The 14,786-nt window shown below is 61.6% G+C and carries 15 protein-coding genes; 13 read left to right on the top strand and 2 right to left on the bottom strand.

Annotated elements, in window-relative coordinates; translation table 11 throughout:
• The first annotated feature begins 37 nt into the window (after positions 1-37).
• Genes CSING_RS10120 through ndk form a run of 3 tightly spaced genes read left to right on the top strand, consistent with a single transcriptional unit; the run spans position 38 to position 1,659 of the window.
• The gene (locus CSING_RS10120) at positions 38-883 is read left to right on the top strand and encodes an alpha/beta hydrolase (protein WP_042533404.1); all 846 of its coding nucleotides are present in this window, start codon (positions 38-40) and stop codon (positions 881-883) included.
• A 5-nt stretch (positions 884-888) separates the two neighbouring features.
• Entirely contained in the window at positions 889-1,200 is a 312-nt protein-coding gene (locus CSING_RS10115; RefSeq protein WP_042531971.1) for a hypothetical protein, read from the top strand.
• Between the two features lie 48 nt (positions 1,201-1,248).
• Positions 1,249-1,659 carry a nucleoside-diphosphate kinase gene (gene ndk / locus CSING_RS10110; RefSeq protein WP_039676402.1) on the top strand — a complete coding sequence of 137 codons (411 nt, stop codon included), beginning with the start codon at positions 1,249-1,251 and terminating at the stop codon, positions 1,657-1,659.
• A 119-nt stretch (positions 1,660-1,778) separates the two neighbouring features.
• Here the strand turns inward: ndk and CSING_RS10105 are convergent, their stop codons facing one another.
• Positions 1,779-2,129, bottom strand: a complete 351-nt coding sequence (locus tag CSING_RS10105) for an ArsR/SmtB family transcription factor (RefSeq protein ID WP_042531968.1) — start codon at positions 2,127-2,129, stop codon at positions 1,779-1,781.
• Between the two features lie 112 nt (positions 2,130-2,241).
• Here CSING_RS10105 and arsB point away from each other — a divergent pair, with 112 nt between their 5' ends.
• Entirely contained in the window at positions 2,242-3,306 is a 1,065-nt protein-coding gene (gene arsB / locus CSING_RS10100) for an ACR3 family arsenite efflux transporter (RefSeq protein WP_042531966.1), read from the top strand.
• Here arsB and CSING_RS10095 read toward each other — a convergent pair.
• On the bottom strand, positions 3,303-4,106 hold the full coding sequence (locus tag CSING_RS10095; RefSeq protein ID WP_236683969.1) for a hypothetical protein: 804 nt from the start codon (positions 4,104-4,106) through the stop codon (positions 3,303-3,305). The two genes, arsB and CSING_RS10095, sit on opposite strands and share 4 nt — an antisense overlap.
• 162 nt (positions 4,107-4,268) lie before the next feature.
• On the opposite strand from CSING_RS10095, the gene CSING_RS10090 reads away from it, so the two are divergent.
• From CSING_RS10090 to CSING_RS10055, 9 genes are all read left to right on the top strand, one after another.
• On the top strand, positions 4,269-7,574 hold the full coding sequence (locus tag CSING_RS10090) for a translation initiation factor IF-2 N-terminal domain-containing protein (protein WP_042531964.1): 3,306 nt from the start codon (positions 4,269-4,271) through the stop codon (positions 7,572-7,574).
• A gap of 200 nt (positions 7,575-7,774) precedes the next feature.
• Positions 7,775-8,080: a 50S ribosomal protein L21 gene (gene rplU, locus CSING_RS10085; protein WP_042531962.1), complete on the top strand. Its 306-nt coding sequence runs from the start codon at positions 7,775-7,777 to the stop codon at positions 8,078-8,080.
• A gap of 44 nt (positions 8,081-8,124) precedes the next feature.
• Positions 8,125-8,403, top strand: a complete 279-nt coding sequence (gene rpmA, locus CSING_RS10080; RefSeq protein ID WP_042531960.1) for a 50S ribosomal protein L27 — start codon at positions 8,125-8,127, stop codon at positions 8,401-8,403.
• Between the two features lie 121 nt (positions 8,404-8,524).
• Entirely contained in the window at positions 8,525-10,051 is a 1,527-nt protein-coding gene (obgE, locus tag CSING_RS10075; RefSeq protein ID WP_042533400.1) for a GTPase ObgE, read from the top strand.
• A gap of 19 nt (positions 10,052-10,070) precedes the next feature.
• A complete protein-coding gene (gene proB, locus CSING_RS10070) occupies positions 10,071-11,303 on the top strand; it encodes a glutamate 5-kinase (RefSeq protein ID WP_042531958.1) in 1,233 nt (410 codons plus the stop codon).
• The gene (locus CSING_RS10065) at positions 11,303-12,232 is read left to right on the top strand and encodes a D-isomer specific 2-hydroxyacid dehydrogenase family protein (protein WP_042531957.1); all 930 of its coding nucleotides are present in this window, start codon (positions 11,303-11,305) and stop codon (positions 12,230-12,232) included. The genes proB and CSING_RS10065 overlap by 1 nt, the downstream gene beginning before the upstream one ends.
• Positions 12,233-12,245: 13 nt before the next feature.
• Positions 12,246-13,151 carry a D-isomer specific 2-hydroxyacid dehydrogenase family protein gene (locus tag CSING_RS10060; RefSeq protein WP_042531956.1) on the top strand — a complete coding sequence of 302 codons (906 nt, stop codon included), beginning with the start codon at positions 12,246-12,248 and terminating at the stop codon, positions 13,149-13,151.
• 133 nt (positions 13,152-13,284) lie between these two features.
• Positions 13,285-13,443, top strand: a complete 159-nt coding sequence (locus tag CSING_RS13745) for a hypothetical protein (RefSeq protein ID WP_158407809.1) — start codon at positions 13,285-13,287, stop codon at positions 13,441-13,443.
• 33 nt (positions 13,444-13,476) lie between these two features.
• Positions 13,477-14,745, top strand: coding sequence for a glutamate-5-semialdehyde dehydrogenase (locus CSING_RS10055; protein WP_042531955.1), 1,269 nt, complete (start codon positions 13,477-13,479; stop codon positions 14,743-14,745).
• The last annotated feature ends 41 nt before the right edge of the window (positions 14,746-14,786 follow it).

Below are 14,786 nucleotides of genomic sequence, written 5' to 3'. Positions count from 1 at the left end.
GTATATCCGGCCGGAGCTGCGCGCGGGTGCGGCAGTTATGTCATTGTTCGATCCGACGAATCCGCTCATCCGCCGCGCTGGCCGCGTCGTTCCGGCGCTGTGGCCTGCGCCGTACATCTACGGTGTGCGGACTCGCCGTGTGAAGAATCATGACATCCACGCCACCATCTACGAGCCGGATAATCCCCGCGCCGTGGTGCTGTGGATTCATGGCGGCGGCTTACTCATGGGCCATCCCCGCCAGGATGTTAAGCACCTCAAGGACACCGCCGCGCAGCTGGGAGTGACGGTGGTCGCGCCGCATTATCGCTTCGCCCCGGAACATCCGTACCCCGCCGCGCTTGACGACGTCCACTCGGCCCACCGCTGGCTCCTCACCCATGCCGACGAGCTTGGGGTGCGCCCCGACCGCATCGTCATTGGCGGTCAAAGTGCTGGCGGTGGTCTCGCTGCTGCCCTGTGCCAGCGGCTGTATGACGAGGGCGGGATCCAGCCAGTGGGGCAGTGGCTTTTCTGCCCGATGCTCGATGACCGCGCCGCGTCCGATGAGCGAAACGTCATCTGGGATGCGGATTCCAATGCGCAGGCCTGGCGCTATTACGTCCAGGATGACCCGAACGCGCCCTATGCTGTGCCCGGCCGCCGTGCAGACCTTACTGGATTGCCGCCTGCCTGGCTCTACGCCGGGCACAGCGAGCTCTTTTATGGCGAGATCCTGGACTATGCTGAGCGCCTCGAGGCAGCTGGCGTGCCCACGCAGTGCGAGGTCGTCGAAGGTGGCGTTCACGCTTTTGAACTCTGGGCCCCGCATACAGCCGCAGCAAAGCGCCTGCTCATGAGCTCGCGTATGTGGCTAGACTCCACACTGAACGCGCTAGACTAGCGGGCATGCGCTACCTTCTCTACGGTCTCTCTGCACTTCTTTGTCTCGCCGCTGTCGTGGCCAAGATTGTCAATGGCGGCTATGCACTTCCGCTCGCCTTGCTCGTTCCCGCCTTCATTTTCCTAGTCGTGGGAATGCTGAAACACCAGAGTGAGCAGCGCCCAGTCCAGTTTGAGGACCTTGAGGGCTGGCACCGCGAGGAGCTCCAGGGCTTGCTCGATAACGGCCAGTTCGGTACCGCCGTGCGCCAGGTTCAGATGTGGTTTCGCGGCACCAGCCATGAGCGCGCCGAAGAAATCGTGCGACGCCTCACTTAATAGCCCTCTGCGCGGACGCGAGCACGGCTTACCTGTACTATGTGCCGTATGACTGAACGTACACTCATTCTCATCAAGCCGGACGGCGTGAAGAACGGCCACGTGGGCGAGATCATCTCCCGCATTGAGCGCAAGGGCCTGAAGCTCGTCGCCATGGATCTGCGCGTCGCCGACGAGGAGACCGCCAAGAAGCACTACGCCGAGCACGAGGACAAGCCGTTCTTCGGCGAGCTCGTTGACTTCATCACCTCCGCACCGCTGGTTGCTGGCATCGTCGAGGGCGAGTCCGCTATCGCCGCATGGCGCCAGCTCGCCGGTGGCACCCACCCAGTTGAGAAGGCCACCCCGGGCACCATCCGCGGTGACTTCGCCCTGACCGTCGGCGAGAACGTCGTCCACGGTTCCGACTCCCCGGAGTCTGCTGAGCGCGAGATCTCCATCTGGTTCCCGAACCTCTAAAGAAGTTTACCGCGCCTAGCGCGCACCAAAGCCCGAGCATTTGAACTGCTCGGGCTTTTGTCATTTCTGCTACTGAACCCCGACCTGCGTGCTCGAGCGCAGATCCGATCGGGTACCGGTTAGTCGAACGACAGCAGAGTGCGCAAGGCCGCAAAAGCGTCTTTGTGCACCTGGTGGGTGACGGTACGGCCGCATTGCTGCTTGGATAGCAGGCCGGCCTCCCGCAGACGTGCTAAGTGGTGGGAGACCGTGGGCTGGCTCAGCGCAGTGAGCTCGGTGAGCTCCGTGACACTCATTGGACCACAGCCTTCCTCGCACAGAATAGACAGCAGACGAAGGCGGGCTGGGTCTGCGAGGACTTTGAATTGCTGCGAAAAATGCATCGCCTCGGCGTCGCTAAGCGGGCCCATGCTTAAGGAGCAGCACTCAGTGCCGGGGACACTGGTCTCGGGCGTGGAAGAGGAAGCCATGTGATCAGTATAGGAGCTATCTTCACCCCCAGCGTCGTATTGACGACTATCAATACGTTCTGTACATTGAATGTTCGTATCACGTTCTATTCAAGTTAGAAGGAGGGAAGGCATGGCCGCTCCGCAGCGCCCGAAGTTGTCTTTTCTTGACCGATTTTTACCCGTGTGGATTATTCTGGCGATGGCCGCCGGACTGCTCATTGGCCACTTCATTCCCGGAATTGGCCAAGCCCTAGGGGCCGTTGAAGTGGACGGGATTTCCATCCCGATCGCCATTGGCCTCCTCGTCATGATGTATCCGCCCTTGGCCAAGGTCCGCTACGAGAAGACCAAGGAAATTGCCACGGATGGCCGCCTCATGGCGGTATCGCTTGTCCTCAACTGGCTGGTGGGGCCGGCGTTAATGTTTACCCTGGCGTGGCTGTTCTTGGCAGACCAGCCGGAGCTGCGTACCGGCCTCATCATTGTGGGCCTTGCGCGCTGTATTGCCATGGTGCTTGTGTGGTCGGACCTCTCGTGCGCTGACCGCGAAGCAACGGCTGTGCTTGTCGCCCTCAACTCCATCTTCCAGGTCGCCATGTTCGGTGTTCTGGGCTGGTTCTACCTTCGCGTCCTCCCCGGCTGGTTGGGACTGGATGTTACAAGTGTTGACTTTTCCTTCTGGGCCATTGTTAAGTCCGTGCTCGTCTTCTTGGGCATCCCGCTCCTGTTGGGTGTGCTGTCTCGCGTATGGGGCGAAAAGGTAAAAGGACGGGAATGGTTTGAGAACCGCTTCCTCCCGGCCGTATCACCACTGGCCATGATTGGTCTGCTGTACACAATTGTGTTGCTATTTTCCCTGCAGGGCGAGCACATTGTGGAGCAGCCAGTAGCGGTAGTACGCGTGGCCGTGCCGCTGGTTATCTACTTCGTGGGCATGTTTGTATTGTCGCTGGGCGTGGCCAAGGCCGTTGGTATGAACTATGCGCAGTCTGCCAGCGTGGCGTTTACTGCAGCAGGAAATAACTTTGAACTTGCCATTGCAGTATCCATCGGCACCTTTGGTGCGATGTCTGCTCAAGCCCTTGCGGGAACGATTGGCCCTCTCGTTGAGATCCCAGTCCTCGTTGGTCTGGTCTATTTCATGCTGTGGATTGGTCCGAAACTCTTCCCGGGAGATGACACTCTTCCGCGCTAGCGCGTGCGTGCGGCGTCGATGCTGCGCACGCCAGCTTCGGTCAGAGTGATGTTAAAGGTCCGCTCACCACTCCACTGGATGAGACCAGGCAGCTTCACCACGCCGGCCTTCTCGAGCTCGCGCAGCTCCTCTTCGAGCCCCTCCTCGTAGCCGAGCAGCCGCCCCAGCTCAGAGATGGAGGTCGTATTGCCAGTGACCGCGCCGGCGGCTACGAGTCCGCTCAGCACCTCTGGGTGGGCCTGAACTGCTGCGACGCTCTCTTGAGTGACGCCCTCGAGGCTTTCTTGTTCGGTGATGGCCTTGATGCGGCGCCTGCCCACTCGGTAGGAGGTGGTACCGAAAGCGCGGCCGCCGATGATGAACGCGGGGATGGAGAGGGCAGTAAGCCCGGCGGCGCTCAGGATGGGGTTGAGCGAGATATCGCCGACAATCCCGGTGGACCTAATTCCCTCAACGATGAGAGGGGAGAAGAGAGCAAGGACGGGCAGAAAGTAGGCGAGAACGGGGTAATCGCCCGCCCGGTACTCTTCTTGCGCAGCTTGGACGAACTTCGGCTTGCTGCGAATGATGCGGATGGCGCCGTAGGCCATGGCGATCCACAGCACCGCATAGACCGGCACCGCGTAGGGGTAGGGGAAGTCAACAGCGCGAAGACCGGACGCGATGCCCGCCGGTACGGCAACGGTGATGATATCCCGCATCGCAATCTCGTTGCGGGCACGGGCCTGAGCCACCGTGCGCGGCGCTGACTCACGCCGTACTGGGGTAGCGGGTGCGTTCCTATGTTCCAGCTCGGACATAGCGGCGATACTAACATGTGGCTTACACTGAAACCTGTGCCAGAATGGAAGGCACAGATACTCATATAACTGAATACGGAAGCAAAGAGTTTTATAAAGTCTCACCACCGTGTGGCGGCAACCTGCGCCCGGGGTGAGCAGACGTCGGGAGATTAGCCGTTCATGGCATCCAAGAAAAAAGAAGAAGTACGCAGTGAATCGACTCTGGCAGCAGCGGTAGCGGGGATTGACCGTGACGCACTTGCGCCCAAAACCCGCCTGTACGCCTTAGCTAAGCAACTGGGCGTGGCCTCCAAGGAGTTGGTGGCGCAGTTTGCGGATATGGGTATGAAGAAGTCGGCGCAGTCCTCGGCAACGCCAGAGGAGATTGGGCAACTTATAGACGCTCTCGCCCCCACCACCCACTCCGAGGCTCAGGCCGCTGACGAGAAGATCGAGGACAAGGCCAACGAAGAGGCCGCAGCCGCAGAGGCCTCAGCCGAGGCATCGGCTGAGGAAAAGTCGACTAAGACTGCCCCGAAGAAGCGGGCCAAGCGCGCGGCGAAGCGCGTTGCCAAGGCCGACAAGACGGAGAATGCAGCGAAAGAAGCTGAGACCGCAAAGCCCCAGAAGGATAAGCCTCAAAAGGATAAGCCGCAGAAGCAGGAGCCCGCGAAGGAGGAGTTGTTCAGCCAGCCGGAGGACTCCGCGGATAACGTTGCGGAACAGCCACAGCAGCCCGAGCAGCCCGAGCAGCTGAGCGAGGACGAGGAAAAGCTGCGCGAACGCGTGCGCAAGAACGTTGACAATGAAATCTCCCAGATCGTGGACAAGGTTGACGCTGAGATGCTGCACGAGGCACTCGCCGAATCCGGCGATGATTTCGACGAGGATGACCTCACTCCGCTGATTACGCCGATGCCGGAGGAGGAACCGGAGGTCTACGAGTACGCACCAGTCTTCATGGCGCCGAAGGCCGCCCCGACGCCGAAGCGTCAGAAGCCAGAGGTACTGGATAGCGCCGATGGTTCTGACGAAGACGCAGCATCGTCGCCGCAGCAGCGCGGTCGCCGTCGCGGCAGCCGCGGCACCTCACGTGGGCGCGGTGCTGAGGGCCGTGGGGCCGAGATTATCGACGAACCCAAGGCCATCAAGGGCTCGACCCGCATCGAAGCGCAGCGTCGCCGCCGCGCAGAGCTGCGCGAGAAGGGTCGCGAGCGCCAGCACATCGTGTCCCAGGCGGAGTTTTTGGCTCGCCGGGAGTCGGTGGAGCGCACGATGGTGGTGCGCGATAAGCAGCGCACCGACGGTGCCGGAATTATTACTCAGGTCGGTGTGCTCGAGGATGACCTCCTTGTCGAGCACTTCGTCACGACCGAGTCGCACCCATCCCAGATTGGCAACATCTACCTGGGCCGCGTTCAGAACGTCTTGCCCTCGATGGAGGCTGCCTTTGTTGATATCGGACAGGGGCGAAATGGCGTGCTGTATGCGGGGGACGTCGACTGGCGCGCGCTCGGCATTGGTGGGCGCGGGCGCAAGATTGAGAACGCCCTGAAGTCGGGGGATCAGATTCTGGTCCAGGTGGCTAAGGATCCGATCGGCCACAAAGGTGCGCGCCTGACAACCCAGATTTCCCTGGCCGGCCGCTTCCTGGTCTATGTCCCGGGTGGGCGCAGCGCGGGTATTTCCCGTAAGCTTCCGGCACCGGAGCGCAAGCGCCTCAAGGGCATTCTGGAGCGCGTCATTCCGGGCGATGGCGGCGCCATTATCCGCACCGCCGCGGAAAACGTCCCGGAAGAGGACATTGCTACCGACGTCAACCGCCTGCACTCCCTGTGGGAGGACATTAGTGCTCGCGCCGCTCACGAAAAGGCCACCAAGGGTGCTAAGCCGGTGACGATGTATGAGGAGCCGGATCTGCTCATCAAAGTTGTGCGAGACCTTTTCAATGAGGACTTCAGCACGCTCGTTGTTGATGGCAAGCGCTCCTACAACACAGTGCGCGCCTACGTCGATTCCATGGCGCATGACCTGGCGGATCGCGTGGTGCGCTACGACTCCCGCGAGCACGATGGAGAGGATGCCTTCAGCACGTACCGTATCGACGAGCAGCTGCACAAGGCTCTCAGCCGCAAGGTGTGGCTGCCGTCTGGCGGCACGCTCATCATCGAGCGCACTGAGGCCATGACCGTCATCGACGTCAACACTGGTAAGTTCACCGGATCCGGCGGCAACCTTGAGGAGACCGTTACCCGCAACAACCTCGAAGCAGCCGAAGAGATCGTGCGCCAGATGCGCCTGCGCGATATGGGCGGCATGATCGTTGTGGACTTCATCGATATGGTCTTGCCGGAAAACCAGGACCTCGTCCTGCGCCGCCTCAAGGAAGCCCTGGGACGCGACCGCACCCGCCACCAGGTCTCCGAGGTGACCTCGCTAGGCCTAGTGCAGATGACCCGCAAGCGCGTGGGCACCGGCCTCATCGAAACTTTCTCAACTGAGTGTGAGGCCTGCAACGGTCGCGGAATCATCATCCATGAGTACCCAGTGGATGAGGAACCGGAGGAGGAGAACTCCAAGCCGCAGCGCCGCGGCCGCAAGGAGCGCCGTGCACCGCACCGCGATCCGAAGCAGCACCCGGCCGCCGTGCGGATGCATCGACATGATGATGACGAGGTAGAAAACACTGCCGTTCGCGGCACAGACGACATCGAATCATTCGAGGATGCGCGTGGCAGCAAGGACTCGGCACTCGAGGAGCTTGTGGCCAACGTGGTCGTCGTCGACTCAGACGACGACGCTGTCGACCACGTCGGCGGCGACGAGGTCGAAGCCGGCACACCGGACAGCGCGTCCATTGGCTATGCCGTGGCGGAGAGCATGGCGCCGAAGAAGTCGAAGCGATCCCGCAAGCCGCGCCGGGCAACGCGCACGTCGCGTAAGTCCGAGGAGAAGTCCGAGGCGCAAAGCTCTCAGAACTCTGAGGGCTCTCAGCGCGTGGACGAGCAGAAGGCTGATCACTCCGCGTCCACACAGGACACGTCGCACGAAGAGCAGCCACAGCAGCGCTCGCGCAAGACCTACGAGGAAGCCGTCGAGGAATTCGAAAAGTCGCCACGTCGCAAGCGCCGCACGCGTGGTAACTCGCGCTCGGACGTGCGCCCGAAGCGCGAGGACTTCGAGCAGGAGCCAGAGGCAACGACGAAGTCGGAGGCGCAGGCAAACAACACTGCCGCGGTCAAGGAATCTGAAAAGACTGACAGTGCATCCGCGCGTAACACCCGCGGTCGCGGTCGTCGCCGCGCGGTGCGCCGCACGATGAGCGCCCAGCAGCCGACTATCGTGGCGGAGACTCCACAGTCCTCGACGACCCAGAAGCGGGAGGAGACCCCCGCACGGAAGAAGGAGGCTGGGGCCAAGGGGGCGTCGGCAAGCCGCAGGGGTGGGCGTGGTAGGCGCCGTGTCACCCGCCGCAGCTCGCGCTAGAAAAGGCGTTTTGCCTTTTCGCCCCCTCACGGGGTAGTCTTTGACAGTCGCTGTTTAGACCACGAATGCGCTGGACGGGACGAACGCGGTTCACGCGCGTCTCTCGCGGCTTCTGGTCTGAACGCAAATGTCCAATGTCCATTCGTCAGGGGCGTCACCCAGCCGCTGGCGAGCCGAGTTTAGATAAGGGGTAGCCCTCTATGTACGCGATCGTCAAGACCGGCGGCAAGCAGTACAAGGTTGCTGAAGGTGACCTCGTCAAGGTCGAGAAGATCGAGGGTGAGCCGGGTTCCTCCGTTGCTCTCACCCCGGTTCTGCTCGTCGATGGCGCAACCGTCAAGTCGAAGGCAGCTGACCTGGAGAAGGTCTCTGTCTCCGCTGAAATTGTCGAGCAGGGCAAGGGCCCGAAGATCGACATCCTCAAGTACAAGAACAAGACTGGTTACAAGAAGCGTCAGGGCCACCGTCAGCCGGTGACCACGCTGAAGATTACCGGTATCAAGTAAGCCTTAACCGGGCTGTAATTCATCCCTGAAGGAGGGGAAACCACATGGCACACAAGAAGGGTGCTTCCAGCTCCAGCAACGGTCGCGATTCCGAGTCCAAGCGCCTCGGCGTCAAGCGCTTCGGTGGTCAGCAGGTTAAGGCCGGCGAGATCATCGTGCGTCAGCGCGGCACCAAGTTCCACCCGGGTGAGAACGTTGGTCGCGGCGGCGACGATACCCTGTTCGCCCTCGCTGCCGGCTCCGTCGAGTTCGGCACCAAGCGCGGCCGCCGCATGGTCAACATCGTGCCGGCCGAAGAGGTAGCCGCAGAGGCCACCGCTTAAGAGCTTGTAGTCTTAGGTCCCGAGCATCCCGATATGTGGAGCTCGGGATTTTGGCGTTTTCTGTCGCTCGACGGAGGAGGCTGACTAGGTTGGCATGGTTGGAACCATTACACTAGCGGGCATGGCACGATTCATTGACCGAGTGGTATTGCACCTGCAGGCAGGCGACGGCGGCCACGGCTGCGCGTCCGTCCACCGCGAGAAGTTCAAGCCGCTCGGAGGCCCCGATGGCGGCAACGGCGGTCATGGCGGAGACATTCTCCTCGAGGTCTCTCCCCAGATCCACACCCTCATGGATTTTCACTACCGCCCGCACATCAAGTCGGAGCGCGGCGGCAACGGCGCCGGTGACATGCGCAACGGTGCGCGTGGCGAGGATCTGATCCTCGAGGTGCCAGCTGGCACCGTCGTCTACACCGAAGACGGCGAGATGCTCGCGGACCTCACTGTTCCCGGTACCCGATTTGTTGCAGCCGAGGGCGGCTATGGCGGTCTGGGCAACGCGGCGCTGGCATCGGCGGCGCGCAAGGCCCCGGGGTTTGCGCTGCAGGGCGAGCCCGGTGAGGCACGTGAGCTGGTTCTGGAGTTGAAGTCCATGGCGGACGTTGGCCTGGTGGGCTTCCCGTCGGCGGGTAAATCCTCGCTGATTTCGGTGCTCTCGGCCGCGAAGCCGAAGATTGGTGATTATCCCTTCACCACCCTCCAACCCAACCTGGGCGTTGTGGACATGGGCAATGAGTCCTTCACCATGGCCGATGTTCCGGGGCTTATCCCGGGGGCGGCCGAAGGTAAGGGCCTGGGCCTCGACTTCCTACGCCACATCGAGCGCACCGCGGTGCTGGCACACGTGGTGGACACCGCGTCGATTGAGCCCGGCCGCGACCCAGTCTCCGATATTGAGGCCCTCGAGAACGAGCTGGCCAAGTACCAGGAGCTGCTGGAGCAAGACACCGGCCTCGGTGACCTGCGCGAGCGCCCCCGCGTCATCATCCTCAATAAGGCCGATGTGCCGGAGGCAGAGGAGCTCGCTGAATTTGTCAAGGACGACCTTGAGGAAAAGTTCGGCTGGCCGGTCTTCATCATCTCCGCGGTGGCGCGCAAGGGACTCGACCCACTGAAGTACAAGCTCATGGAGATGGTCAACGAGCACCGCAAGTCCCAGCCCAAGGTTAAGGCGGATAAGAACCACACCATCATCCAGCCGAAGTCCGTGGGCAAGAAGAAGGGACGCTTCGCTGACTTCACCATCACCAAGGACCCGGAGGTGGAGGGCGGCTTCATCGTCGAGGGTGAGAAGATCGACCGCTGGATCCGCCAGACGGACTTCGAGAATGACGAGGCCGTGGGTTACCTCGCCGACCGCTTGGCCAAGGCCGGCGTGGAGGCCGAGCTGCACAAGATGGGCGCGAAGGAAGGCTGCCCGGTGACCATCGGGGATATCACCTTCGAGTACGAGCCTATGGCGGGCGGCCGCGCCACGGATGCCGGCCGCGGCCAGGACGCTCGCCTGATGAGCACCGAGCGCGTCTCCGCCGCGGAGCGCAAGCGCGCTTCCCAGGCGCGCCGAGGTTTGGTGGATGAGTTCGATTACGGCACGGATGAGGAGATCACGCGCGAGTCCGCGAACCGCGATCGCTGGCAGGGATAGGTCGGTATACTGAGCTTTTATGTCAACTGAACAGGACAACCAGCTCGACTATCCTCTCCCTCTCGAACCTTTCGAGGGGCCAACCCCGGACATGGACTATCCGGAGACTCCCACGCTCTCGGATAAATCCAGTGGCTTCTCCTCTCCGCTGCGTGAACAGATTTCGAAAGCCAAGCGCATCGTCATCAAGATCGGTTCCTCCTCGCTCACGCGCGATGACTTCGTCACCTCCACGGAGAAAATCGACAAGATCGTGGATGCTGTGTGTGCCCGCATGAATGTCTCCGACATCATCATTGTCTCCTCCGGTGCTGTGGCCGCCGGCATGGGCCCCTTGGGCCTGACACAGCGCCCAACTGACCTCGCCACCAAGCAGGCAGCGGCGGCAGTCGGCCAGGTCCACCTCGCGTACGAGTGGGGCGTGTCCTTTGCACGCTACAACCGCACCATTGGACAGGTGCTGTTGACGGCGTCGGACGTCGGCAAGCGCGAACGTGCCCGCAACGCCCAGCGCACGATTGATCGTTTGCGCCAGATGCGCACCGTGCCCATCGTTAACGAAAATGACACCGTGGCAACCTCCGAGATGCACTTTGGTGATAATGACCGCCTGTCCGCGCTCGTGGCCAATCTCGTGAGCGCCGATGCGCTTTTCTTGTTCTCCGACGTCGACGGCCTGTATGACAAGAACCCGGCCGAGCCCGATGCGAAATTCGTTGAGGAGGTGCGCACCGGTAAGGATCTGAAGGAGGTCGTGGCTGGTGACGGCGGCAAGGTCGGCACCGGCGGCATGGCCACTAAGGTCTCCGCTGCTCGCCTGGCCACCCGTGGCGGCATCCCGGTGCTGCTGACGTCGACGGACAACATCGGCCAGGCGCTTGACGACGCCTCCGTGGGCACCGTCTTCCACACTCGTGAGGAACGCCGCCTGTCCGCCTGGAAGTTCTGGGCGCTCTACTGTGCCGATGCTGGCGGATCCCTGCGTCTCGATGAAGGCGCGATGGAGGCCGTGGTGCGCGGCGGCAATTCCCTCTTGGCTGTGGGCCTGACCGACATCAAGGGCGAGTTTAACGCGGGCGAGATCGTTGACATCATGGGCCCGAAGGGCCAGGTCATTGGCCGCGGCGAGGTGGGCTATGACTCGACGACGCTGCGCGGACTCATGGGCAAGCACACGGATGAACTTCCCGAGGAACTGCGCCGCCCCGTGGTGCACGCAGATTACCTGTCCAACTTCGCCTCCCGAATCTGATGCGTTATTACATGGGGCCGGACGTGTGGGAGTCCACAGTTCGGGACATTGACGCTGCCGGACATGAGCGTGTGGAGAGCCTTGCTGAGGCCGAGGTCTTCATCAACACCTCGTCCTCGCCGGAGGATGTGCCTGAGCTTCCCAGCTCCATTCAGTGGGTGCAGTATTGCTTCACGGGGGTTAACCACCTCATCGATGCCGGCATCATCCGGGACGGTGGAGTGCCGTGGTGCAACTCGGCAGGGGCCTTTGCCAAGCCGGTGGCGGAGTCCGCGTTAGGACTTCTGCTCTCCCAAGCACATCACCACAAAGCCTTCGCGCTGGCGAAATCGTGGTCGGTGTCGAAAGAGCTTGATGAGTCCCAGGCCTGGCTTTATGACCAGCAGGGGCCGAAACATGTGCTGATTGTGGGAGCGGGAGGCATCGGGAAGCAGCTCATTGCGTACTTGAAGCCTTTCGGTGTGCGTATTACCGCGGTTAACCGTTCGGGGCGCGTGGTTGACGGCGCTGATGCCACCATCCCCATCGAGCGCGTCGATGAGGTGTGGAGCGAGGCTGACTTCGTAATCAACATCCTGCCCACCACGACGGCGACGGAGCACTTCTTTGATGCTGCAGTTTTTCGTGCCATGAAGGACTCGGCGCTGTTTATCAACGTCGGCCGCGGCAGCACGGTGGTCACCGATGACCTTGTGAATGCGCTGCGTGAAGGTCACATTGCCGGCGCGGGATTAGAAGTCGTTGACCCGGAGCCGCTGCCGGATGGCCACCCGCTCTACGATCTACCTAATGCCACGATGACGCCACATATGGGTGCATCCTTTCAGGTGGCCGAGCACCACATGGGTGCTATTTTCAACGCCAACGCCGCTGCGTGGGAGCGCGGCGACCCCATGCCCACGCGCGTCGACCCGCGCGCCGGATATTAGAGGAGGACCTTTCATGAAATATGCCATTGAGCCCAAGCCCTGGGAGGAGACCATCGCGGTGCTCGACGCCGCAGGGTTTGAGCGCGCCGCGCTTGCCGACGCCTCCTTCCTCATTTACACCGGTGACGGCACCGACTTCCCTGACCCCCTCCCGGAGAACATCGGCTTTGTCCAAATCCCTTCGGCAGGTGTGGACCACGTCCTCGATGCCATGAAAGGCAGCAGTGTGCCGTGGTCGAACGCGGCCGGCGTCTACGACAACACGGTGGCCGAATCCACCATCGCGTTGTTGCTTGCGCAGCTGCATGCGCACCGCCGTGTTAACGGCACGTTTGATTCCTATGCCGAGATGGAGGCCCACACCTCTTACCTTTATGACGACAAGACGGTGGCCATTATCGGTGCCGGTGGGATTGGCAAGCGGCTCATCACCATGCTGTCTGGTTTTGGCCCGCGTATCATCGCGGTCAATCGCTCCGGCAACCCGGTCGAGGGAGCAGATGAAACATATCCCATCGCCGAGGTGGACAAGGTCTGGCCGAATGCGGACTACTTCGTCCTCATTGCGCCGCTGACCCCGGAAACCCGCCACATGGTGGATAGGGAAGCCTTCAAGCAGATGCCAGCACATGCCGTGGTGGTCAACGTCGGCCGTGGCCCGCTCATCAATACCGAGGACCTCGTTGCTGCTTTGGACTCCGGGGAGATTGCTGGTGCTGCGCTCGACGTCACCGACCCTGAGCCGCTCCCGGAGGATCACCCGCTGTGGCAGGACAAGCGCGTGGTCATCACCCCGCACATTGCTAATACGCAGCGATCAGTGCGCGAAAAGATCGGAGCGCACACTATTAAGGTGGCTACGGCTTTTGCGGCGGGGAAGCAGCTGCCCACCCTCGTGGATCCGCACGCCGGATATTAGATATTCGTTCCGGACCGAGGAATCGGTCACGTGTTCTAATCTTCTCCAAGCTGGCGCCGAGCACCGCCGCGACCATGGGGTCTAAACCCCTCGTGCGCTGCGCATAGTAATAAATCGTTGTATATTCCATTTTATGAATAAAAGAAACGGTAATATCTTCGTCATCGTCGGCATCCTTGCGGTCCTTGCATTCCTCCTGCTCGACTCTCTTGTGCATTGGTCGCAGGCGTGGCTCGTCTTCCCTGTCTTCGCGCTGGTAGGATCCTTGGTCTATTTCACAAGAAAACCCTGACGGGCTCGCGCTTCTTCCGTACGCTGGTATGGCATGAGCACTACCGAACGTGAAGAAGTTTTGTCCCAAGCCCGCGCCGCCAAGGCGGTAGCACCCCAGTTCGCGCAGCTGCCTACCCCGCGCAAGAATGAGATCCTCAACCGTGCGGCGGAGAATCTCATCGCGCACACTGAGGACATCCTCGCCGCCAACCAGCGCGATATTGAGGCCGGCCGTGCTAACGGCATGTCTGAGTCCCTCATCGATCGCCTTTCGCTTGACGCCGCCCGCATCGAGGGCATTGCCGGGGGCCTACGCCAGGTAGCCTCCCTGCAGGACCCGGTAGGGGAGATCCTGCAGGGCCGCACCATGGATAACGGCATCCAGATGAAGCAGGTGCGCGTGCCGCTCGGTGTCATGGGCATGGTCTACGAGGCCCGCCCGAACGTCACCGTCGATGCTTTCGGCCTAGCGCTGAAGTCTGGCAATGTGCCGCTGCTGCGCGGCTCGAAGTCCGCGAAGAATTCCAACGCCAAGCTCGTGGAGCTGCTCCAGGACACCTTGATGGAGTTTGATTTGCCGCGCGAAGGCGTGCAGCTGCTGCCGTGCGAGACCCATGATTCCGTTCAGGACCTCATCACCGCCCGTGGGCTTGTGGACTTGGTCATCCCGCGTGGCGGCGCCCGTCTCATCAACGCGGTGGTGGAAAACGCCACCGTTCCTGCTATCGAGACCGGAACCGGTAACTGCCACTTCTACGTCGATGCTTCCGCGGACCTGGACAAAGCGATCGACATGGTCATCAACGGCAAGACCCGGCGTACCTCCGTGTGCAATGCTACGGAGGGCGTGCTGATCGACGCCGCGCTGGGCGACGCCTCCAAGCTCCGCATCATCACCTCCCTCCAGGAGGCCGGCGTCACCATTCACGGTGATGTGCAGGAACTCGAGGGCTTCGGTGTCAAGGACGCCGTGGAGGCTACTGATGACGAGTGGCGCGAGGAATTCCTTTCCATGGACATCTGCGCCAAGGTTGTTGAGGGCGTTGATGGGGCTATTGCACACATCGCCGAGTACACCACCGGCCACACCGAGGCCATTGCCGCCCAGGACGCCGATGTACTCATGACCTTTGCCAACGAGGTCGACGCTGCTGCTGTCATGCTCAACGCTTCCACCGCTTTTACTGATGGTGAGGTCTACGGCATGGGCGCCGAAATCGGCATCTCCACCCAGAAGCTACATGCGCGCGGCCCGATGGCGTTGCCGGAGCTGACTTCCACCAAGTGGATCCTTCAGGGCACCGGCCAGACCCGCCCCTAAGGACAGCTAGAAAAGCTACTCGAAAGCTACTCGAAAGGAAT

It is taken from the genome of Corynebacterium singulare, from assembly GCF_000833575.1.
In the GTDB taxonomy this organism is placed as follows: domain Bacteria; phylum Actinomycetota; class Actinomycetes; order Mycobacteriales; family Mycobacteriaceae; genus Corynebacterium; species Corynebacterium singulare.
Note: the sequence above shows the minus strand (reverse complement) of the source record. Positions and strands in the feature narration are given on the sequence as shown.